This is a genomic window from Synechocystis sp. PCC 7509 (assembly GCF_000332075.2).
In the GTDB taxonomy this organism is placed as follows: Bacteria; Cyanobacteriota; Cyanobacteriia; order Cyanobacteriales; family Chroococcidiopsidaceae; genus Aliterella.
Genome location: NZ_ALVU02000001.1, coordinates 3755562 through 3778138 on the forward strand (window position 1 = coordinate 3755562; position 22577 = coordinate 3778138).

The following is a 22577-nucleotide window of genomic DNA, read 5'->3' on the forward strand; positions in this document are numbered from 1 at the left end:
GCTGATTATGGCGATTTCTCTTGGATTAAAGCAATAAGAAAAATCACCACAGCGAAGCAGGTTTAGGGTTGAGGGGGGCGTTATGCTTTAACCATACGATAAACTTAATTGCGGTTGAAAATGCGATCGCTTTAACCAAACGTCCCCAGCATTAACTAATTTATGGAGCAAAACTTACCTACAGAGATTATATTGACACACCCACGTCAATGTCTGGGAAATGTTCAACTAGATTGGACACCCCAACCAGGTAATTATCTTGATGTTGGAGATAAGACCTATGCAGTTTTAGAACGCCGTCATCGCTATCATTTGAGGGCAGGACGTTACAAATTGCATAAAATCGCGCTCTTTGTCCAATTAGCGCCAAGACCAACCGAGAACAGCCTTGTAGATGGACGCTGGGTAATTGGCGATGCTAGTTGTCGTTTTAATGCTCGTTCGGAAATCCTGCGTTGTGCTGTCAATCCCGAAGGAACTTGCCAAGGCTGCCGTTTTTACGAACAAGACCAATTGGTTACGGTTTCAGCACTTCTCCCACCAGCAAACGATTCCCATTAACAAAATCGCCGCCAGATTGTGGCTTTTTGCCTGCTAACTGGACTTCTGTTAATAACAATAGGCGATCGCCTGTTTGAATTGCCGCCCCCATGCCCTTAATAATAGCCACCACTGTACCTGGAGGACTGGAGGAATTGGCTAATTGAACCGAATCAGTGGCATCTAGGGGGACACTAGCTAGAATTTTGAGTAATTGACCGCGAAAAGTTGTTGTACAGTTAGGAAAAAAACCTCTAACTTGATTGTGCAGCGCGATCGCGCTTTTATGCCAATCTACAACATAATCGGACTTATGCAGGAGTAGTGCGTAAGTTGCTTGAGCATTGTCTTGAGCAATAGGAGTAATTTCTTGACGCTGCCATTTAACAAGGGTTTCCACCAATAAATCCGCCCCCAAATTGGCTAATTTGTCGGCAATTACTAGAGCATTATCGGCTAAGTCTATAGGAATTGTTGCTTTTAGCAACATTGCTCCCGTATCCATGCCTGCATCCATCAGCATTGTAGTGATGCCTGTTTGAGTTTCTCCATGATAAAGACACCAGTTAATCGGTGCAGCACCGCGATACTTAGGCAAAATAGAACCGTGAACATTGATACACCCCAAGGGCGGTATATCAAGAATTTCTTGAGACAAAATTTGTCCGTAAGCAATAACAACAAATATATCTGCGCCTAAAACTCTAAGCTGATTGAGAGTTTCTACATCTTTTTTGAGGCGTTGAGGAGAAAAAACTGGAATCTGTCGAGTTAAAGCTGCACTCTTAACTGGTGAAGCTGTGGTTTGATTGCCACGTCCTCGGCGTTTATCGGGCTGAGTAACTACCGCCAAAACCTCAAAACTGGGATGTTCTAGCAGACGCTCTAAAGTTGGGATAGCAAAGTTGGGAGTACCAAAAAATACGACTTTCATAACTAACTTGTCGGCTGCTCAAACTCTCAATCATACTTTGATTCTCTATCTACCTAAGTGACGACTCGCCAATTGCATCGCGTCTGCAATATCAACATCGCCATCTCTATCGGCATCTAGAAAAGCATTTAACACCGGATTTGTACCACCTTGGGGATTTTGGGTAGAAGTACCCGATCGCAACATATTCAATACTACAGGTATAAGCATAGGTAACATTTGTTGAACTATGCCCATATTTATCCCAGTTTTTTTGGCTACTTCGGCAACAATTTGTTCTGTTTGGCTGTTTGAAAATAGCGAATCTACGGCTTGAGAATTCGGTTGTGTGCCACTGTATTGATTGACTATACTTTGCGCTGACTCCGCGCCACTTTGCGATCGCTTTTGCTGCAAAGCGCCACGCACGTAGTTACCTACAATTGATAAAGCTGATTGCGTTGAACTAGGATCAGCCCCAAAACCATTGCTGAGTTGTTGCATAGTATTGAGATTATTATCTATTTGACTAGCATCACCTTGGCTGTCGCTGCTATCGATAGCATTGATAATTTGGTCGAAAAGTCCCATAAATGTTTCCTTCGTAATAATGCGATCGCACTATCCCACAATATTAAGTATTTTCACCTCTAGCTAATGGTCAGTAGGTGGGCGCGAGATAACCAAAATGTATAACTTTAGATAAAGACAGTGACTATAAGAAATAAGTATAAAAATGCCAGCACGTCTTAGAGTATTTCTGAACCAAGAAGAAGATAGAACGTTATTTGAGTTAAGGACAGTTCTGGCGGTGTCACCGAAAGTAAAAGATCAAGCCGAAGTAGTGAGGTTAAATTCTCGTGGATGGTACAAAGAAAAAATAGCAGCCCATTTTAATTGGGCAGACCAAACAGTAAGAGAGACACTTCATAAAATGGGATAAAAAAGGTTTAGGGGGATGATGGGATGCCTTAGGTAGAGGAGGAATCACAAAGTAGAAGAGGATATTGTTTATTTAGAAGAATGCCTCAAGAACGAACCACGCACATATAATACTCGTACAGCTCGGTGGGGGAAGCTTTCCTCACAAGGGTAGGGGGATCACCTTTGCGATCGCAGATTACTAAAACATTCTCATTACAGCAGTTACAGCCAGCCTAAAAACGTTTGAATTAGCAGCCAAATATTTAAGCCAGCAATTACAAAGGCTACTGTCCACGCGAGTACCTTTAGCCATAAAGGATTAACAAACTCTCCCATTAGGCGGCGTTTACTTGTAAACATCACCAAGGGAAACACCGCAAAAGATAACTGTAAACTTAAAATAACTTGACTAAAAACGAGTAACTTCCCGGTACTCTGTTCGCCAAAAAGAATAATTGTAATTACCGCCGGAACGATCGCCAGCGCCCTAGTTGCCAAACGACGCAACCAAGAAGGCAAACGTAGGTGTAAAAAGCCTTCCATCACAACTTGTCCCGCCAAGGTTGCTGTCAGCGTTGAACTTTGCCCCGAAGCTAGTAAAGCCAACCCAAAAATAGCACTCGCTGCACCAACTCCTAACAATGGTGAGAGAAGTTTGTAAGCATCCTGAATTTCTGCGACATCTTGATTACCGGAAAAATGAAATGTAGCCGCCGCAACAATTAAAATAGCTGAATTGATAAATAATGCTAATGATAAAGCCACCGTCGAATCAATAGTGCCAAACTTAATCGCTTCCCATTTTTTTTCGCTGGTTGGCTGAAAGTCGCGGGTTTGCACAATAGACGAATGTAAATATAAATTGTGAGGCATTACCGTCGCCCCCAAAATACCGATCGCAATGTAGAGCATTTCTGGATTTTGCAAAATCTCTATTTTTGGTGCATACCCTAATAAAATCCCTCCCGCATCTGGTTGAGAAAAGATAATTTCGGCAGTAAAGCAGATACCCACCGTTGCTACTAGCGTAATTACCAGTGCTTCCACGTAACGAAAGCCTTTATTTTGCAAAAATAACAATACAAGCACATCTAGCGCTGTAATGCAGACTCCCCAAAGTAAAGGGATGCCAAACAATAGTTGCAAGGCGATCGCACTTCCCAATAATTCTGCTAAATCGCAAGCTGCGATCGCAATTTCACACAGTACCCACAAACAAAAGTTAATTCGGGGACTAAAATAATCTCGGCAAGCTTGGGCTAAATCTCGTCCTGTAGCTACACCCAACCGCACGCACAGCGATTGCAATAAAATTGCCATCAAATTTGAAAGCAAAATCACCGAAAGCAATGTATAGCCAAATTTAGACCCCCCAGCAATGTCTGTCGCCCAATTACCAGGATCCATATAGCCAACAGAAACAAGATAACCAGGGCCCGCATAAGCCAGCATCTTGCGCCAAAAACCCTTACCTTCAGGGATTTTGATACTCCGGTGAACTTCCGGGAGGCTAGGACGATTTTGTGGGGTAGCCATTCATTTTGCCGCTTGCTGTTCTCATAATATTTTCATAATCTTAGCAAATTATCAAGAATAAACGAATTTTAATGTAGAGATGTTGCATTGCAACGTCTCTCTCTAGCTATTGGTTTTTAGATCGCGCGTTCTAGAACGGGTTTACACTTCTACTTCGTCTAAATGTTCTGCTACCGAGCGATACAAATCAACAATATGACTATCCGCCAACCCATAATAAACATTACGCCCTGCTTTGCGGTAGCTGACTAAACGCATATTTCGCAACAGTCTTAGCTGATGAGAAACGGCTGATTCGCTCATTTTCAAAGCCGCCGCCAAATCGCAAACACACAACTCTTGAGACGCAGCCAAGGCGGACAGTAATCGCAGTCGATTGGGATCTGCTAACACCCCAAATAATTCTGCCATTTGTTGCGCTTTAACCATTGATAACAGTTTAGGCGCGATCGCCAGGAGATTTCCTACAGTGACACAATGGACTTCACAAGTTTGGGCATCATCTGTTTGAGTCGATCGCAATTCTTGCTTATTCACCGCAGATTTAGAGCCTCTAAAAGATTTTTCTCTAGTATAAGCATTGAAATGAGAATCATTCTATAAACCTATGAATAAGTGTTCATATATTAGGATAAATAGCTTAGAATTTTGAGCATATACCTTAACGGGTTTAAATGCAGGAAACAAGATGATACAAAAATCAACCCATTCAGGCTGTTGTGCTTCTGACAGCGAGACAAGCCACGATGAACACGAACATAATCATGAACAGGGATTTAGCCTGAAGCGAGAAGGGATTTTAGTAGGTACAGTTATCGCTTTGTTTATCCTGGGTTCAGTCTTTGAAGAACGTTTGCACAATACACCTTTTACGATTGGGGAGTATTTAGTTTTTATTCCTGCTTACTTGTTAAGTGGTTGGAGTGTTTTAACCAATGCTGGGCGTAATATCTTGCGTGGAAAGGTGTTTGACGAGAACTTTTTAATGACGATCGCCACATTGGGAGCGATCGCTATCCACCAACTCCCGGAAGCGGTGGGAGTAATGCTATTTTTCAAAATTGGCGAATTGTTCCAAGAAACCGCCGTTAGCCGCTCTAAACGCTCTATTTCTTCTCTATTAGAAATCCGCCCAGATTCCGCCAATCTCAAAACTGATAATGGGATTAAAACTGTTTCTCCAGAAGTAGTTAGAGTGGGAGACACAATTTTAGTTAAACCCGGCGAGAAAATTCCTTTAGATGGCAAAATTCTTGATGGTAAATCTCAAGTTGACACCTCAGCGCTGACAGGTGAATCTGTTCCCCGCAGCGTGGGAGTAGGAGAAACCGTATTAGCCGGAATGATTAATCAATCAGGGGTGTTGACAATTGAAGTTATAAAACTATTTGGAGAATCATCAATTGCTCGGATTTTAGACTTAGTACAAAATGCCAGTAGCAAGAAATCTCAGACGCAGAAATTTATTACCAGATTTGCCCAACGTTACACTCCTGTTGTAGTCATTTTATCTTTAGCAGTAGCGTTATTGCCGCCCTTATTTATCCCCGGCGCTACTCATGCCGAATGGGTGTATAGAGCCTTAGTGTTGCTAGTTATTTCTTGTCCCTGTGGACTTGTAATTAGTATTCCCTTGGGCTATTTTGGGGGCGTTGGGGGCGCAGCAAAGCGAGGAATCTTAGTTAAAGGCGCTACTTTTCTAGATAGCCTAGCAGCAGTTAAAGCTGTGGCTTTTGACAAAACAGGCACTTTGACTAAAGGTGTATTTAAAGTAACAGAGATAATGCCTAGCAATGAATTTAGTCAAGCAGACTTGCTAAAACTAGCCGCGCAAGCAGAATCCAACTCTAATCACCCCATCGCGAAATCAATCCGACTCGCCTACGGAAAACCAATTGATGAATCTACTATTTCTAACTACACCGAAATAGCTGCTCACGGTGTCCAAGCAGAGATAGAAAATCGGGTAGTATTGGCAGGAAGCGATCGCCTAATGCACCAAGAAAACATCGCCCACGATACTTGTAATGTCAAAGGAACAGTAGTTCACCTAGCCGTAGCAGGGATTTATGCGGGATATATCATAATTTCCGACGAGCCAAAACCCGATGCAATTGCGGCGATTAAGTCTTTAAAAACCTTGGGAGTTAACAATATTGTCATGTTAACCGGAGACTCTCAAACTGTGGCTCAACAAGTTGCTCAAACGTTAGGAATAGATTCCTATGAAGCGGAATTATTGCCAGAAGATAAAGTTACGGCAATTGAAAAACTGCTGCGAGAAGTAGGAAAAAAAGGCAAAGTTGCTTTTGTAGGCGATGGAATTAATGATGCTCCGGTAATCGCTAGAGCCGATGTAGGGATAGCAATGGGCGGTTTAGGATCGGATGCGGCGATTGAAACGGCGGACATTGTAATTATGAATGATGACCCCTCTAAAGTGGCAGAAGCGATCGCCGTTGCCAGAAAAACTCACTCAATTGTCTGGCAAAATATCATTTTCGCCCTAGTTGTCAAAAGTATCTTTATTATTTTGGGTGTGTTTGGACTCGCAACGATGTGGGAAGCAGTGTTTGCAGATGTTGGGGTGGCTTTAGCGGCGATTTTTAACGCTACTAGGGTGTTGAAATAGGTTGAGCGTAGACGATCGCCGGAACTCGTTTAAAAGCTGGCGTACCCGATCGCACCTCAATCCTAGCTTTAAAAATAGCATTAGCTTCCGGGTAAAACATCAATGCCGCACCTTGTCTAACGCTGCCGTAAATCACTTCTACATTTTCTAATTTGCCTGCATTTCCTTGGACGGTAACAAGAGTGCGATCGCCTAATTTTGCATTCTCTGCGTCTTTATGGTTCATTAAAATACAATTACGGTGGGGCATTCCTCGATACTGGTCATCTAGCTTGTACACTACCGTATTATGCTGAGAATAGCTACGCGCTGTAATCAAGGCTACAACTACATTTGGCACAGATGCAGAAACGCCAAAATCTTGCGGTGTTGGCATTGTCAGATCGGGTAAAGGACTGACAAACATTGCAGCTTTTCCCGAAGGTGTCGGAAACTTTGGCTGCGTAAAAATCCGCCCTGAAATTGTAAATTCTTCACCTGTGGCATCAATTTGAGCCATTTTTTCGTAACCGGGAATTGTTTTAGCAATTAGTTGACGCACATATCGCGGATCTTGCAGTTGCAGCCAGTTAATCGGCGTTTTACCATGCAAGCGATGGGCGAGTTGCGTCAAAAATTCCACTTCAGAAATTAAATCTGCGTCTTTAAGGTGGGTTGTCCCTTCGTCGCTTAAACGCACAAAGTTGTTACCCGATTCGCTGGTAGTTTTGTGGGGATTTTCAAACCGTGCAAATACAGGAATAATTATTGTATTTTTCTTCCCTAACCCGTGAAAGTGTCCGAGATTTGGCTTGGTAGCAAGATAGATAACCGTGTCAATTTTAGATAGGGCGCGTTTTGCTTGGGTAGAATCGGGATTAGCTGCAAACAAATTCCCACCCAAACAAATTAAAGTATCAACTTTTCCCTCGTCTGCTGCCTCAATTAGCTTTCGGGTATCGTATCCTGAATTTAATTCAAGACTTCGCCCTAGCAACTTTTCTAACGCCGCTTTAATTTCTTTTTTAAGATGGATAGTAACACCCATAGAACCGAAACCTTGGACATTGGAGTGTCCCCGAATCGGCATTGTCCCCGCGCCCTCTTTGCCTGCATTGCCTGTAAGTAAGGCGGTATTAGCAATACTAAATACATTATCTACACTATTGGCTTGCTGAGTTACCCCCATTGCCCAAGAGAAAACCACTGCTTTAGCACTAGCAATTACTTTAGCGGCGGCTTCTATCTCACTTTTTGCCACGCCACAAGTAGTAGTAATAGTTTCCCAACTGGTAGAAGTCGCGCTTTCTAATACTGCTTCCCAGCCTTCGGTATAAGCTTGTAAGTAGTCAGTTTTAACTAAACCTTGCTCGATAATATATTTTTGGATGCCCATAAATAAAGCAACATCGCTACCCGGAATTGGTTGCAAGTAATGATTTGCGATATCTGAACCTGTAAACAAAGACTTTACGGGAAAAGCTGGAGAACCGAACTTAACTAAACCAATTTCCACAATGGGATTGATGACAATTACTTTACCACCGCGATCGCGCAACTTGATTAATTCGTTCATCAAACGCGGATTGTTATAAGCGGCGTTAGAACCCGTCAATACTACACAATCAGACTTTTTTAAGCTCTCCAAACTCACCATAGAAGTATTAGAGCCAAACATTTGTTTAAGTGCGGTGGTAGATGGCGCGTGACATAAATCCGAACAATCTGCCAAATTATTAGAACCCAGCACCCGCATCATTAGTTGCAATAAATACGCCGCCTCATTAGAAGATCGTCCCGAACTATAAGACGCTACTCTTTCTGGTGGTTTTTGAAAGGCATCGGTAGCGATATTATAGATTTCTTGCCAAGAAATGCGATCATAATGGCTTTTTCCCTCCCGCAAAATCATCGGAAAGCTAAGTCTCCCCAATCTATCAGCTTCGTAAGAAGTCAGCTTTTGCAACTCGTCGATAGTATTGTTTGTAAACACCGAAGCAGGGACAGCAGGTTTAATTTCTGCCGAAATTGCTTCTACACTTTTCATACAACGCTGGAGTTTTTCACCTTCTTCATTAGTAAAGCCGCCTTTTTGTCCCCCCGTCCCCCACGCACAAGACAAACAAGCACTTTTATGAAGCAGTGTTTGCCATAGTTTTGCCCCTTCTGGTGAAATTGTATGCTCTGCCCAATATTCAATTATTGGTAAACCGCCGCCAATGTAAGGTGTATTCTCATTTTTATCTTCTAGGATTGGGTTAGATTGATTGTTAGGGAATTTATCTATATCCATACCGCTTTTTTCCTAGAAAAATCGAACTAATCATATTTTAAGCGAAGTCCTCAGCGTTATAAGTAACAATTGTTTTAAATACTTCTTTAAAAAATGAAAAAAGTAACCCGTCGCACCTTTATTACTACTGCAACTTTAGCCACAGGTTTTGCTCTTGCCGTGCAGCCGATTTCAGCCAAAGTAATTACAACTAATAGCAGAGGATTAGTTGCGGGGATGGTGAAAATTCCTGTTAAAGATGGGTCAATTCCAGCTTATCGAGCAATGCCTAGCACGGGTGAAAATTTCCCCATCGTTTTAGTAATTCAAGAGATTTTTGGCGTACACGAACATATACAAGATGTTTGCCGCCGCTTTGCTAAACTTGGCTACAGTGCGATCGCACCTCAATTATTTATTCGTCAAGGCGATGTTTTACGCCTAAGTAACGTTGATGAAATCCGTAAAGTAGTAGCCAAAGTACCCGACGAGCAAGTTTTATCGGATCTTGATGCGACAGTAGATTGGGCCGTAAAATCAGCAAAAGGTAATGCTGAACGATTAGGAATTACTGGCTTTTGTTGGGGTGGGCGCATTACTTGGCTGTACGCCGCTCACAATCCTAAAGTTAAGGCGGGTGTGGCTTGGTATGGGCGACTGGTAGGGGATAAAACTAATTTAACTCCTAATCATCCTGTGGATGTTGCTTCTAGCTTAAAAGTCCCTGTGCTTGGACTTTACGGCGGCAAAGATACGGGTATTCCTTTAGAAACCGTTGAGCAAATGCGCGCAGCCTTGAATAAAAACAACAAGTCAGAAATTATTGTTTATCCTGATGCACCCCACGCCTTTTTTGCTGATTATCGCCCCTCTTATCGCGAAAAAGAAGCAAGACTTGGTTGGCAACGCCTCCAAGCCTGGTTTAAGCAGCATGGCGTTTAAAAAAGCCCTCAAGTTTAGATAACTAGGGACAGGAAAGCTACCTAAACTTGGGGCTATCTAAAAAACGTTTAAAACATCTTCTAAGGTTCTGTGCGGCTACCAGCGCCCACTACACCTATCTTGTGGCGATAAGATAGTTCCGCACCAAACCAGCCCGAAACACTGGTCAAAGTTCCCACAATCGTTGATAACACTAAACCCCAAGGTAATACCCCACCTACTGGATTACCCCAGCGTAAATATAAGTTAATAGCTGTCAATACTAACAAAGTGACATTAATAATCATGTGCGCCCACCCGGCGGTACGCTTGCGGACTCGTTCAATCTGCAAAAAGTCGCTCATGCCAATAATCGCTGCAACTACGCCGCCGCCTAACCCGGCAACTATTAGCCAAAAAGAAGCCCGCGCCCAAAATTCATCTCGGACTAGCCAGTAAACAGCATCTGTTACTAAAGCCCCTGCTAAAAAAGCGATAGGAAAGATGACGCTTAGGGGATGTAAAGGATGTCCAGCGATCGCGACGGTACTAGGAACACCCGTATCCAGGTATTCGCGGTTGTCGCTTTCGATAATTGGGGGAATATTCGGAAATGGCGTGTTAGTTGTCCGTTGTGTCTCCATGAGTCCTCCTAGTGTTTGTATGTCTACAGATTCTAAGCTGTGGGGATTTTTTCGAGATGAGCTTGGGCTTGGATTGTCAATTTACCAGCATCAACTTGAAAGTTTTTAATTTGTAGTGACATTCCGGCTAAATCAAAGTTGCTGAGATTTAGAATTGCCCTGGATCTATGCTTTGTAGTTCGTCAAGCTGGCTAGATATACCAATCTCCACAGCTTTATCTAGTGCTTGTTTTCCTAATTTGGGCTGCTCTTGCATTGCTTGTTGCTATTTCTTTGTGGGGTCACTGAGTAAATTTAACGATTTGCTAGGTTGTCTTGTATCTGTCTTGTGGTGGAGGAAGCTATTTTTTGATTGAATATTATTAATTGATCGTGTGGCTAGCTCTATCAAAAAATTGTTCGATTTCTTAGAGATTGAGTCTCAACAATAATTAGATATATTACCCTGACAAAAGTGCCGAGAATTTTACTTTTTACATAGACAGCGATCCGTCAAAAGAAGGAGGGAATCACTAGGGCAGTTATGACAACCTAAAAAGCGTAGCCGACTTTAAAGAGAACAAGAGGATATTTTAAAATGGTAGTCAGTTTAGATAATGCCAAGCGCACTGCACTAGGTAGCAAGTTAGCAGATATCAAAGCATTACAAAACTTGCTAATTGCTAACGAACAGAAGTTTATCAGCGAAATCAAAGATAGTGACATTCGCGATCGCCTTCAAGATATGCTCAACGATGACCAAAAAAACCTAGGGATTTTGGACACAATCATCGTCCAGTACGGCGTTCAAGCTGAACCAAAGGAAACTATTACCCAAATGGTGAGCAAGATTGACGAACTAATGAGCGGTTCGGAACTAACTATCTATGAAAAGGTATTTCAGCACGAATTGCTCAAGCACCAAGCAGTAATGAGCGGTTTAACTGTACATAAAGCTGCGCAAAAAATTGGCGCTGATGTGATGGCGGCGATCGCTCCATTGAACACGATTAACTTTGAAAACCGCGCTCACCAAGAGCAACTAAAAGGTGTTTTAGAAGTATTGGGTGTACGCGAACTAACTGGCGAAGAAGCCGATCAAGGGATCTGGAGTCGTGTTCAAGATGCGATGGCGGCGGTAAGTGGTGTAGTTGGTAGTGTAGTTACTCACACCAGCGATAAAGCAGACATGAACATCCAAGACATCATTCGGATGGATCATGCTAAAGTCAACACTTTGTTTACCCAAGTTGCAGCAACCGACGATCCCCAAAAGCTACAAGAATACTTTGGTCAAATCTACAAAGACTTAACTGCTCACTCAGAAGCTGAGGAACAAATTGTATATCCTGCGGTGCGTCCTTTCTACGGCGAACACGACACTACAGAATTGTACGACGAGCAAGCAGAGATGAAAAAAGTCCTAGATGAGATCAAAGCCAGCGATCCAGCTAATGTTGACCAGTTTAAGTCTAAAATTAAAAGCTTAATGGACGCGGTGGGCGATCACATTCGTCAAGAAGAAAGCACCATGTTTGCAGCTATCCGCGACAACATGAGCAGTGACCAAAGTGAACAACTAGCTACACAGTTTAAAGCTGCAAAAAGCGCAATTCAACAAAAAATGTAACCCCGTTGCATTCCCATCTGTCAGAATCCTTAAGTAATTAATTCAAGTAAAAAATCCCGCTATCTATATTTTTAGCGGGATTTTTTACTGCAAAGTTTGCTTGTCTTTAACCGTTAACTACCGCACCACCATTAGGATGTAAAACTTGACCGCTCATATAAGATGAGTCATCGGAAGCTAAAAATACATAACTAGGCGCAACTTCTTCTGGTTGTCCGGCTCTTTCCATTGGTACTTGTTTGCCAAAACTAGCTACTTTATCCGGGGGAAAAGTTGCGGGAATTAAGGGTGTCCAAATCGGCCCTGGAGCTACAGCATTAACTCTAATCTCTTTTGCTATCAAGCTTTGGGATAAACTGCGGGTAAAAGCAACGATCGCACCTTTAGTTGACGAATAATCAATTAATTGCTCATTACCTTTATAGGCGGTTACAGAAGTTGTATTGATGATCGCGCTTCCCTTTTGTAGATGCTTCAAAGCGGCTTTAGTCAAGAAAAACATCGCAAAAATATTTGTGCGGAAAGTCCGCTCCAATTGTTCGGCGCTAATATCTTCAATGCTTTCTTGGGGATGCTGTTCGGCGGCGTTATTGACTAAAATATCTAGCTTGCCAAATTCTTGCACAGTTTGCTCAACTAATTGCTGACAAAAGCATTCATTACCAATATCTCCAGCAATGGCTACAGCGCGGCGATTTTGGGCTTCTACTAGCTGTTTGGTTTCTTTTGCGTCGTCGTGTTCGTTTAAGTAAGCGATCGCCACGTCTGCGCCTTCCTTGGCAAATGCGATCGCCACAGCGCGACCAATTCCGCTATCTCCGCCAGTAATTAAGGCAACTTTTCCCGCCAATTTACCACTTCCGCGATACCCCGGATCGTCAGATTTAGGCTTTGGTGTCATATCAGCTTCAATACCTGGTTGTTGGTTTTGAGCTTGAGGCGGTTGTAGTTCTTCGGGCATGAAATATCTCCTACTTGACTTAAAATTTTTCAATCGTAAAACCTTGGATCTCACACTCGATCCAAGGTTTTAGGCAAAGCCAACAATAATTTGGGAACTTTTAGCTATGTGTGATTAGCAAAAATACTTTTTTGCTTGCTTTCAACAAAAATTTAACAACTACTAAAAAGTTATTTATCATGCTAGAGATGGAGAATATTTTTACTTTCATAACTCTGGAGGCAGACAAGGATTATTATTAAGTGTGATTTTAATAACATTAAAAATTATTGATAATTTTAAACTCTGCTCCAAGATTCTTGAATAAAGCTAATGGCAATTTGAATTAAGGGCCATCCCAACAAACAAATTACTGATGCCCAAAAAGTATTAATATCTAACCCTTGACGAACTGCAACAATTACTGCTAATAAGCTCCAAACAGATAAGATTAATTCAATTGGTTGTCCAAGTAGAGGAATTAGGGTTAAAAAGTTTAGCACTTGAGGAGCATAAGCAAAACCAATAGGAATTAGTAACTCCTGATAAGTAGGCGAGTTTCTCCTTAACCATCTACCAATTTGCCAAATAGTCAGCGTCCAAAAATAGTAGCCAGCAACAATACTCAAAGCATCAATCAAAAGTGCTAAAGGCAAAATAGAAATTGCCGTCCAGTTAATGATAAAAACTACCCAACTACCTAAAGCGTGGGAAATTGCAGCTAAAATTACAATAGTTTGAGCTACACGATTTGTTATCGGATCGGTGGGAGCATTTTCATAAAAATTAGCATCCAACGATAAAGCACTACCTAAAGTTCTCCATAAACCCTTTCTTGTTTCTTTATTCCTCACTATTAGTTCCTAATATGAATAGCTAAGGTAAAATACTATTTAATTTATTCACTACAATTTAGATGTTGCAACTATTAGTTAAGATTATTTTGTGGTTGCGGGGTGGAAGTTTAAAACTATTAACTATAGCTGTATTAATTCTATTAGTTTGGGGGACGCTTTCGCCTGTCGGAACATTAATTTGGTGGGCAGATGAGGGCGTACAACTGCTGGGATTAAAAACCAATCCTAAAATTGCTACTTTTAGACCTAATACCTCGGTTTCTAAATCTTCTCAGCTAAATTGTTATATTGTCTTTCTACCAGGAGTAGGAGATTTTTCTGCAAATCAACTAACGTCAGGGGAAGAATTGTTTTTAGATAGCTTAATTGCAGCGCATCCTAATTGTATTGCCGTCAGCGATGTTTTTCCTTACTCCGCCGCCAATGAAAGCTTAGGCGGACAGCGTGTACTTGCGCCTTTATGGAAATTTGCCGATCGCGCCCAAGGATGGCTATCTGTATCCAACGTAGTCATTAAAATCCGTAACTTGTGGCGGTTTGCAATTTCTGCCGATCCTCGTTATGCGCCAATTTACAATCAAGGCATTGCGACAGCCATTATTGAACGCATGAATGCCCAGCAGGCTATCCCCGAAAAACCACAAATTATTTTACTAGGCACAAGTGGCGGCGTACAAGTGGCTTTAGGTGCGGCAGATTATCTCAAGCGCAGCTTAAAGGCAGATATTGTTATAGTTTCGCTAGGCGGCGTATTCGCGGGAACAAATGGTTTTAAAGTCAGCGATCGCGTTTATCATTTGCATGGCGATCGTGATTGGGTAGAAAACATTGGCGCTATTGTGTTTCCTTCTAGGTGGCGTTGGACTGTCGGATCGCCCTTTAATCAAGCTCGATTGCAAAACCGTTATGCAGTAGCAAGTTCTGGCGCTCACGCTCATGATGGCGCTGAAGGTTATTTTGGCGAAAATTTGAGCAACAAAGGCGTTACCTATGTAGATTTAACCTTGCAAGCAGTTAATCAATTGCCGATTTGGTCAGCCAAGAAGTAAAAACCCTTGCATACTGCTTCTATAGCCTTTGGAAGACGTAACAATCAATTACAAAATGCTATCAAACTAAAGAGACAATCATAGGAATAGTAGCATGAGTCAAATTTCAGGAAAGAGCGTTATTATTACTGGTGCAAGTAGTGGGATTGGAGAAGCCACAGCAAAAATGTTAGCCGAGCAGGGTGCTAAATTAATGCTTGCTGCCCGTCGTGAAGATAAATTAGATAAGCTAGTGGCAGAAATTGAAGCTGCCGGAGGAACTGCGGCTTATCAGATAGTAGATGTAACAAAGCAAAGCCAAGTCCAAGCTTTAGCCGACGAAACCCTAAAGCAGTACGGCAAAATCGATGTGATGATTAATAATGCCGGAATTATGCCTCTATCACGGCTTGACCAACTGCTAGTAGAGGAATGGGAACGTACTATAGATATCAATATTAAAGGCGTACTCTACGGCATTGCGGCGGTGCTGCCAGCGATGCAAAAAGCTAATAGTGGTCACATTATTAATATTTCCTCGGTTGCAGGTCATGCTGTATTTCCTGGCGGTGCTGTTTACTGCGGTACTAAGTACGCCGTCCGCGCAATTTCTGAAGGCTTGCGTAAAGAAATAGGTAAAGATATCCGGTGTACGATTATTTCCCCTGGAGCGGTGGCTACAGAATTGACTAATCATATTACTGATGAAACCGCATCGAAAGGCGCTAACCAGCTTTATGAAATAGCCATTGGAGCTGACGCTGTAGCTAGGGCGATCGCTTATGCCATTGAGCAGCCAAAAGAAGTTGATATTAATGAAATTCTATTGCGTCCAACCGCTCAAGAATTGTAAAAGATTATTGGTAAGGGCGATCACCCTTACTTATTTTTTCAGCTTTGCGACAAAATTTTGGGGAATCATCCAATCATTAGCGCAATTATGTAATCCTAAATAGTCTGGACTCTTATTTAAAGTAAAGGCTAAATCAATGGACGATAAATTAATGTTAATGATTCCTGGACCCACTCCCGTACCGGAATCGGCACTACTAGCTTTAGCTAAACACCCAATTGGTCATCGTACCAGCGAGTTTAGCAATGTACTAGGGGAAGTAACCCAAAATCTTAAATGGCTGCACCAAACCCAAAACGATGTCCTAATGCTGACAACTAGCGGTACAGGAGCAGTAGAAGCTGGGATGATTAACTTTTTGAGTCCAGGCGATCGCATTATTGTTGGCTGCAATGGCAAATTTGGCGAACGTTGGGCAGAAGTAGGCATTGCTTACGGTTTAAATGTCGAACAAATTACCGCCGAATGGGGAAAACCACTAGATCCACAACAGTTTGCCGACAAACTTACCGCCGATACCGATAAGCAAATTAAAGCAGTTATCCTCACCCACAGCGAAACTTCTACCGGCGTGTTAAATGACTTAGAAACCATCAACCGCCACGTCAAAAATCATGGTTCGGCGTTAATGATAGTAGATGCTGTAACCAGCCTAGGCGCGGTCAACTTGCCAATGGATGATTGGGGTTTAGATGTAGTGGCTTCTGGTTCGCAAAAAGGCTACATGATCCCCCCAGGCTTGGGTTTTGTCGCTGTTAGTCCCAAAGCTTGGGAAGCTTATAAAACTGCAAAATTACCTCGTTATTATTTAGACCTAGGTAAGTACCGCAAATCTACAGCTAAAAATACTACTCCTTTTACACCGCCAGTAAACTTAATTATGGCGCTGCATACTACTTTAGGGATGATGAAAACCGAGGGCTTGGAAGGTATTTTTAGTCGTCACCAAAGGTTGATGAAGGCTACCCGCGCTGGGATTAAAGGTTTAAATATGCCATTATTTGCCGCCGATGAATTTGCAAGTCCGGCGATTACATCCGTTGCACCCCAGGGAGTAGAAGCCGATAAAATTCGTTCGATTTTGAAGAAGCGGTTTGATATTGCCGTAGCTGGTGGACAAGATCATTTATCAAATAAAATATTTCGGATTGGACACTTGGGTTTTGTGAGCGATCGCGATATTTTAAGCGCTATTTCTTCTCTTGAAGTTGCCTTACGCGAACTCGGTTATGAAGGGTTTACCCCCGGTGGGGGTATCGCCGCCGCCGCTAGAGTGCTTGCTGAATAAGACATTAAAAAAGCGGGTTGTATGTAACCCGCTTTCTTGTGTTTGTAGAAATAGATAGAAATTTTTTCGATTTTTGCCTAGTCAGTATCATAAATTAAGCACCATCGATTTTGACTTGTCTTGACTCCTAAACAATTAGTACGATCTAAGCCGTTTCCAACCAGTCATAAATTTTATCCAACTGTTCTAGCGTAATTAGCCCGTATTGCCAAAGAATCATTGGTAGGGGCCCTGGATCTTGCTCTCGATGCCTTAAAGCAACAGCGACTTCGGCGGTAGAAATTGCCAGATCCTCCTGTAAGAAATTGATAAACCGATTGTATGTTGAGGGAGCCATCGACTTTTCACCTCCGAAAAGATTTGTTAAATTTTTATTTGGACTTAATAACTATTTCTTAGTTTTGAGCTAAAAAACTGACTATTGATGATCTCAGTAAGCTTTAATTACCATTGCTTGCTTACTATGTCAATAACTGCACAATTTAAAGTGTGGAATAAAATTGTAACCCACCTTAGCTTTAAATTGAGAAAAACTGATTAAATTCTTTTATAGCTTAAAACTGAAATACTCCCTATCTGTAATAAGGAGTATTTTTCCTGCTCAGTAATTAACCCTGACTGCAAATAAATATAATTGATTACTTTTTGACTTGTAAAAACTTAATCTCAACGGGTGCGCCAACTTTAAAGCCCAATTCTTTAGCGCGTCCCCCACGAACTTCAATGACGCGATCGATTAAAACTCCCGGCCCGTAGGTCGGACAAGGTTCGGTATTACAAGGAGGTACGGCAACAGCGATCGCTTGCACCTGATTATCTTTAATAAAAATCATATCTAGGGGAATAGCGACATTTTTCATCCAAAACCGAACAGGTTGCGGGGGACTAAATTCAAATAGCATTCCGCGATCGTCGGCTAAGGTGGTTCTGTACATGAGTCCTGTAGCTTGCTGTTCGATAGTTTTAGCAACTTCCAGCCCCAAAACGCGATTTCCAATAGTTAATTGGGCGGAAATAGGTAGACTTTGCCCCAAAGCCGTTGTTTCGGGCATTGCTGTAGATGTAGAATCACAGCCCATTAGCGTCATACTTAGCATTATTCCCACTACTGCTAACCAACGACTCACCTATATTGCCCCCAAGAAAGATACTTAACAATTGTCATTAATGACTAGCAAACCATCCTCAAATGTTCCCGTTTAATAGGCTTCGCGTAAAACGTACCCTACGCCTCGGACTGTTTGAATCAAGCGTTTTTGACCTTCATCTTCTATTTTCAAGCGCAAGTAACGAATATAGACTTCAATTACATTTGATTCGCCCATAAAGTCATAACCCCAAACATTTTCTAATATTTGTTCGCGGGTCAATACTTCGCGGGGATGCTCCATCAAATACTTGAGCAATTCAAATTCTTTCATAGTTAGGTCAATGGCGCGACCGTGACGAATAGCACGGCGAGTAGCCAAATCGATCGCCAAGTCTCCAAACCGTAATTGTTCAGTAGCGGCGGGTTCTTGCAAGTACAGACGCACTAACTTTAAAAATTCTTCCGAGCGGTAGGGTTTAAGAAAGTAATCATCCGCGCCCGATTCTAAGCAAGCTACGCGATCGTCAACGGTATCTCGTGCCATCAATACAAGCATTGGCTCTTTTGAACCAGTTTTTCGCAAGAAGTCGCACAAACTCAGCCCCGATTCTCCCGCCAGCATTCGATCGACAACAATCAAAGCCGGATGGCGATCGCGCACTTGGTGGATTCCTGCGGCTGCATCCTTTACTACCACTGCCTCATAGCCCGATGCTTGCAAGTCGAGACTGACTTGAGAGGCTAAAACTTCGTCCGTCTCAATTACCAACACGCAGGTATTGCGTTCAACAGTTGTAATCATATTTTTGTTGGGGGTAAGGTTAACTAACCGCCAAATATCATTAATTGTGGTTTTAATTTAACTCAAACAATAATTTAAACCAACTCGATTTAAAATTCTTTGAGCATTAATACCTATTATAGTCGGAAAATCAAGGAAGTTCTACCGAAGTCGGTTTAGCGATGTGAGCTAAACCCCAGCCAAGTTTTTCCCGTAAGATGCGGAAAAACTCTGGTGATTGCAAGCGAATAAACTTTGCCAAGTAAGGCGACTTTTCTATTAGTACGCGATCTTCTGGAAATACATAGCATCCAGCATTACCGTCTACCACCATGATTAAGCGAGTAGGGTTAGCCGGAAGAACTGTGACAACTTCTGTATCCGCAAATACTAAAGCTCTAGAAGCCAAAGAGTGGGGACATATCGGCACTAATTGCAATACTGGCACTCCCGGCGTTACCACTGGGCCGCCAGCGCTTAAGGAATAGGCTGTAGAACCTGTTGGTGTAGAGACAATTATCCCATCGGCGGCAATATCTACGGGAGCGTGATGACCGATGGCAATTTCAAAATGGCACATACTGGTTAAAGGTTCTCGATGCAGCACCATTTCGTTCAAACACAAGGCTTCCCACGATACAGTATTTTTGCGAACTACTTGCACTGTTAGCATTACCCGTTCTTCAATCTCGTATGCGCCCTCCATGACGCTATCCAAGGCTTCGGGCAGCGTATTGACGTAGGTTTCGGTCAAAAATCCCATATGACCGCTATTGACCGCCAATAAAGGGATACCCACCGGGGCAACTTGGCGAAAAGCGGAAAGCACTGTCCCATCGCCGCCTAAAACGATGGCAAAACTCATCGCTGAATCAAAACCTGGAGGAGTTAGGCATTCAATGGGCGTATGACATACGGAACTATCGGGGGTAGCATAGCCCAAAATTCCACCTAAACCAGTGGTCATACAAACATCGCAACCAATAGCTATCAGTTTGTGTTGTAATTCGTGAGCGACGCGACGCGCGACGGGTTTTTCGTCATTGTATATGATGCCTATTTTCGGCACTTGCACACATCCAAATTAAAGCTAGGCTTGATGTTAAAATCGATCGTTGCACATTTTCGAGGCAATTAGCACAAGGCGCGATCGCCCATTAATTTTTTTTAGCTAAAAATCAAAGAAGTTAGGATTTATTAAAGGGAGTCTTTTTTTGGGATTTCTTTTTAGTTTTTAACTTTTCGTAATCTAGCTCTTTAAGTTTTTTCATAATTCTGGCGAAATACTCCTGCATATAGCTTTCTAGGGTAGTAGTTTCATCAGGATTTAGTTCAAAGGCTTCATATACTTCTTGCATCGGTGCAGTAATCGGTTTACCTGTTGCTAATACTTCAGCAAAAGCGAGTCTATCGGACAAATTCCAACCCCATTGAAAAAACCGCGATATATGGCGCACCGTCCGTAGTAGATTAATAGGCATCCGAGTTATCCGTGCATCTTGTCCTGACAATCGTTCGCACAAGGCAATAATTTCTTCAGCACTCCAAGCACGAGTACCGACTAAAGGAAAAGTTTTATTCTCTGTTTCCGGCATTTTCAAAGCGCGGACGGCAAACTTAGCGATATCTTGGGTATCCATGTAAGCCACCGGAGAAGATTCACCAGTAATCCACACTGCTTGTTTTTCTAAAATGGGAATAGCGTACTGACCGATTAATCCTTGCATGAACCCACTTAACTGCAACACGGTGTAATTTAAGCCTGATTGGGCTAAAAATAGTTCCGTACAGCGTTTGATTTCCATTAATGGCACTTCTGGGAACTTGTCGGAGTCGAGAAACGAAAAGAAGATATAGCGCTCAATTCCCGCAGCTTTCGCCGCTTGAATTAGGGAAACTTTGCCATCCCAATCTACCTGTTTAATGCTCAATGAATCTGTAGGGCGACTGGTAGCGGCATCTATTATCATCGTAATTCCTTCCAGAGACGGTGGTAAAGTGTCGGGATAACATAAGTTTCCTTGAACAATTTCGGCTCCCCATTCTCTCAAAAAGGCTGCTTTTTTCGGGCTTCTGACTAGACAGCGTACTTTATACCCCTCATCCAGAGCGCGGCGAACTACTTGTCTTCCTAAAGTTCCTGTAGAACCGACAACTAATAAAGTCATGAGGGGTGGTTTTGTGAATGTTAATTTTTATTACTAAAATCTTATCAGAATACGCTTGACAAATATAGAGAAGGGAGGAAAAAGATCGATACCTCCCTTCGATCAAATTAAAGAGCTTCTTCTTCGTCACCTTGAATTTTGAGTAGTGCGTAGCCTAGGACTATGCCTACTAAAATTAAAGAAAAAGACAAAATAATTGCTGTAAACATTTCTCCGCCCATAGTTAAATCCTCCTATTGGATTTGGGAAATAATTAGATAGTCGTAATGTATCTTAAAACAATTTCATGGATTCCATCGAAATAGCTGATAGCACTACTACAAAAAAACCTGTGCGACCGCGTTTGGCGCTGCCCATCGGCGATCCAGCCGGGATAGGATTAGAAGTAACTTTGCAAGCGCTCAACGACCCAGAGGTTACAGCAAACTGTGATGTAACGGTAATAGGCGATCGCACTTTTTTAACCGAACTATTAAAAGTCGAGCCGCAAAAGTATATACACCCAAGTAAATTAACTATTATTGAAGTTCCGTGTAGCGGACAAATAACAGTTGGGATAGGGAATGCGGCTAGTGGAGAAGCAAGCTTTAGGTATTTAGAAAAAGCGATCGCGCTCACCTTAGCCGGAGAATTTGACGCTATTGTAACAGCACCGATTGCTAAATCGGCATGGAAAGCGGCGGGACACAATTATCCTGGACAAACGGAACTATTAGCTGAAAAAGCAGGAGTAGAAAAGTTTGGGATGTTATTTGTGGGTACATCGCCTCATACAGGCTGGACGCTGCGAACATTACTTGCGACCACACATATACCTTTAAGACAGGTAGCAGACACCCTCACACCGCAGCTAATGGCAGCTAAACTCGATTTATTGTTAGAGAGCTTGGACAAATATTTTGGGATAACAAAACCAAGAATTGCGATCGCGGGTTTAAATCCCCATAGTGGAGAACAAGGGCAATTAGGGAAAGAAGAGCAAGAATGGTTAATACCTTGGCTAGAACAGGAACGCGATCGCCGTCCGGGGTTAGTATTAGACGGGCCAATTCCGCCTGATACCATGTGGGTAAAGCCTGCTCAAGCGTGGTTTGGGAGCATTGATTCAAAAGCCCACGATGCTTATTTAGCTTTGTATCACGACCAAGGATTGATTCCGGTGAAACAACTAGCCTTTGATCGCGCAGTAAATACATCAATTGGTTTACCATTTGTTCGTACATCCCCCGATCATGGTACAGCTTTTGACATTGCAGGCTTAGGAATTGCCGATCCAACCAGCATGAAAGCCGCAATTTTGTTAGCAACAGAAATGATTTCTAGCCAACGTTTTTAAAAAAAGGCAGGCAGATAGCAGAGATAGGAGCAAGCCAGAAACAAGACCCAAAGAAAATATTAAAAAATTAATTGGCATCATAGACAACTAGGTCTATTGCCTAGGAACTTCAACACCCAAAGAAAACCCCCTTTTGCAGGGGGTTTGGGGGAGGCAACTCGTCCCCCAATGGGGGGTTTGGGGGGCAGACCCCCCAAGTCTTGGTTTTTCCTAAAGTAAGCTTGAATTGCACAAGCCCCAATAGAAATAGCAGAAGTCGCGTATTC

Annotated in this window: 23 protein-coding genes; 9 read left to right on the forward strand and 14 right to left on the reverse strand. The window is 42.4% G+C overall.

The annotated features are described in order from the left end of the window. Positions 1-162: 162 nt before the first annotated feature. On the forward strand, positions 163-561 hold the full coding sequence (locus tag SYN7509_RS0218860) for a DUF6464 family protein (protein WP_009631011.1): 399 nt from the start codon (positions 163-165) through the stop codon (positions 559-561). Here the strand turns inward: SYN7509_RS0218860 and fmt are convergent. Beyond that, positions 518-1474 carry a methionyl-tRNA formyltransferase gene (fmt, locus tag SYN7509_RS0218865; RefSeq protein ID WP_009631010.1) on the reverse strand — a complete coding sequence of 319 codons (957 nt, stop codon included), beginning with the start codon at positions 1472-1474 and terminating at the stop codon, positions 518-520. The two genes, SYN7509_RS0218860 and fmt, sit on opposite strands and share 44 nt — an antisense overlap. Before the next feature lie 45 nt (positions 1475-1519). Further along, a complete protein-coding gene (locus tag SYN7509_RS0218870) occupies positions 1520-2044 on the reverse strand; it encodes a DUF937 domain-containing protein (protein WP_009631009.1) in 525 nt (174 codons plus the stop codon). A gap of 145 nt (positions 2045-2189) precedes the next feature. Here SYN7509_RS0218870 and SYN7509_RS29320 point away from each other — a divergent pair, with 145 nt between their 5' ends. Beyond that, a complete protein-coding gene (locus SYN7509_RS29320) occupies positions 2190-2396 on the forward strand; it encodes a hypothetical protein (protein WP_084610699.1) in 207 nt (68 codons plus the stop codon). A gap of 203 nt (positions 2397-2599) precedes the next feature. Here the strand turns inward: SYN7509_RS29320 and SYN7509_RS0218880 are convergent, their stop codons facing one another. Together SYN7509_RS0218880 and SYN7509_RS0218885 are read right to left on the reverse strand one after the other, a co-directional pair. Continuing rightward, positions 2600-3913 (reverse strand): Nramp family divalent metal transporter, encoded by a 1314-nt coding sequence (locus SYN7509_RS0218880; RefSeq protein WP_009630823.1) that lies wholly within the window; start codon positions 3911-3913, stop codon positions 2600-2602. Between the two features lie 141 nt (positions 3914-4054). Beyond that, positions 4055-4450, reverse strand: coding sequence for an ArsR/SmtB family transcription factor (locus SYN7509_RS0218885; RefSeq protein WP_009630822.1), 396 nt, complete (start codon positions 4448-4450; stop codon positions 4055-4057). A gap of 151 nt (positions 4451-4601) precedes the next feature. Between SYN7509_RS0218885 and SYN7509_RS0218890 the strand changes: the two genes are divergently transcribed. Next, a complete protein-coding gene (locus SYN7509_RS0218890; RefSeq protein WP_009630821.1) occupies positions 4602-6545 on the forward strand; it encodes a heavy metal translocating P-type ATPase in 1944 nt (647 codons plus the stop codon). On the opposite strand, the gene SYN7509_RS0218895 is transcribed toward SYN7509_RS0218890, so the two are convergent. Next, a complete protein-coding gene (locus SYN7509_RS0218895; RefSeq protein WP_009630820.1) occupies positions 6529-8817 on the reverse strand; it encodes an FdhF/YdeP family oxidoreductase in 2289 nt (762 codons plus the stop codon). The genes SYN7509_RS0218890 and SYN7509_RS0218895 overlap by 17 nt on opposite strands. A 93-nt stretch (positions 8818-8910) precedes the next feature. On the opposite strand from SYN7509_RS0218895, the gene SYN7509_RS0218900 reads away from it, so the two are divergent. Further along, positions 8911-9738: a dienelactone hydrolase family protein gene (locus SYN7509_RS0218900; protein WP_009630819.1), complete on the forward strand. Its 828-nt coding sequence runs from the start codon at positions 8911-8913 to the stop codon at positions 9736-9738. An 80-nt stretch (positions 9739-9818) separates the two neighbouring features. On the opposite strand, the gene SYN7509_RS0218905 is transcribed toward SYN7509_RS0218900, so the two are convergent. Next, positions 9819-10361 carry a DUF2231 domain-containing protein gene (locus tag SYN7509_RS0218905; protein WP_009630818.1) on the reverse strand — a complete coding sequence of 181 codons (543 nt, stop codon included), beginning with the start codon at positions 10359-10361 and terminating at the stop codon, positions 9819-9821. Positions 10362-10938: 577 nt separating this feature from the next. Between SYN7509_RS0218905 and SYN7509_RS0218920 the strand changes: the two genes are divergently transcribed. Then, positions 10939-11970 carry a hemerythrin domain-containing protein gene (locus tag SYN7509_RS0218920; protein ID WP_009630816.1) on the forward strand — a complete coding sequence of 344 codons (1032 nt, stop codon included), beginning with the start codon at positions 10939-10941 and terminating at the stop codon, positions 11968-11970. 106 nt (positions 11971-12076) lie between these two features. On the opposite strand, the gene SYN7509_RS0218925 is transcribed toward SYN7509_RS0218920, so the two are convergent. Beyond that, positions 12077-12931 (reverse strand): SDR family oxidoreductase, encoded by an 855-nt coding sequence (locus SYN7509_RS0218925; protein ID WP_009630815.1) that lies wholly within the window; start codon positions 12929-12931, stop codon positions 12077-12079. Positions 12932-13209: 278 nt separating this feature from the next. Continuing rightward, on the reverse strand, positions 13210-13764 hold the full coding sequence (locus SYN7509_RS0218935; RefSeq protein ID WP_009630814.1) for a hypothetical protein: 555 nt from the start codon (positions 13762-13764) through the stop codon (positions 13210-13212). A gap of 62 nt (positions 13765-13826) precedes the next feature. Between SYN7509_RS0218935 and SYN7509_RS0218940 the strand changes: the two genes are divergently transcribed. From SYN7509_RS0218940 to SYN7509_RS0218950, 3 genes are all read left to right on the forward strand, one after another. After that, the gene (locus SYN7509_RS0218940; protein WP_009630813.1) at positions 13827-14816 is read left to right on the forward strand and encodes a hypothetical protein; all 990 of its coding nucleotides are present in this window, start codon (positions 13827-13829) and stop codon (positions 14814-14816) included. Positions 14817-14910: 94 nt separating this feature from the next. Next, the gene (locus SYN7509_RS0218945) at positions 14911-15648 is read left to right on the forward strand and encodes an SDR family oxidoreductase (RefSeq protein WP_009630812.1); all 738 of its coding nucleotides are present in this window, start codon (positions 14911-14913) and stop codon (positions 15646-15648) included. Positions 15649-15784: 136 nt separating this feature from the next. Continuing rightward, on the forward strand, positions 15785-16936 hold the full coding sequence (locus SYN7509_RS0218950) for a pyridoxal-phosphate-dependent aminotransferase family protein (protein ID WP_009630811.1): 1152 nt from the start codon (positions 15785-15787) through the stop codon (positions 16934-16936). A 145-nt stretch (positions 16937-17081) separates the two neighbouring features. On the opposite strand, the gene SYN7509_RS0218955 is transcribed toward SYN7509_RS0218950, so the two are convergent. The 6 genes from SYN7509_RS0218955 to petM all read right to left on the reverse strand — a co-directional run bounded on the left by SYN7509_RS0218955 (position 17082) and on the right by petM (position 21196). After that, the gene (locus tag SYN7509_RS0218955) at positions 17082-17273 is read right to left on the reverse strand and encodes a DUF2949 domain-containing protein (protein WP_009630810.1); all 192 of its coding nucleotides are present in this window, start codon (positions 17271-17273) and stop codon (positions 17082-17084) included. Positions 17274-17574: 301 nt separating this feature from the next. Continuing rightward, entirely contained in the window at positions 17575-18063 is a 489-nt protein-coding gene (locus SYN7509_RS0218960; RefSeq protein WP_009630809.1) for a DUF192 domain-containing protein, read from the reverse strand. A 72-nt stretch (positions 18064-18135) separates the two neighbouring features. Further along, on the reverse strand, positions 18136-18828 hold the full coding sequence (nblR, locus tag SYN7509_RS0218965) for a response regulator transcription factor NblR (protein ID WP_009630808.1): 693 nt from the start codon (positions 18826-18828) through the stop codon (positions 18136-18138). 130 nt (positions 18829-18958) lie between these two features. Continuing rightward, positions 18959-19876 (reverse strand): NAD(+) kinase, encoded by a 918-nt coding sequence (locus SYN7509_RS0218970; protein WP_009630807.1) that lies wholly within the window; start codon positions 19874-19876, stop codon positions 18959-18961. A gap of 118 nt (positions 19877-19994) precedes the next feature. Further along, complete coding sequence (locus SYN7509_RS0218975; protein WP_009630806.1) at positions 19995-20975, reverse strand: SDR family oxidoreductase; 981 nt, start codon at positions 20973-20975, stop codon at positions 19995-19997. A gap of 107 nt (positions 20976-21082) precedes the next feature. Beyond that, positions 21083-21196 carry a cytochrome b6-f complex subunit PetM gene (gene petM, locus SYN7509_RS28745; RefSeq protein ID WP_009630805.1) on the reverse strand — a complete coding sequence of 38 codons (114 nt, stop codon included), beginning with the start codon at positions 21194-21196 and terminating at the stop codon, positions 21083-21085. Positions 21197-21261: 65 nt separating this feature from the next. Here petM and pdxA point away from each other — a divergent pair, with 65 nt between their 5' ends. Beyond that, positions 21262-22311 carry a 4-hydroxythreonine-4-phosphate dehydrogenase PdxA gene (gene pdxA / locus SYN7509_RS0218985; protein WP_009630804.1) on the forward strand — a complete coding sequence of 350 codons (1050 nt, stop codon included), beginning with the start codon at positions 21262-21264 and terminating at the stop codon, positions 22309-22311. The last annotated feature ends 266 nt before the right edge of the window (positions 22312-22577 follow it).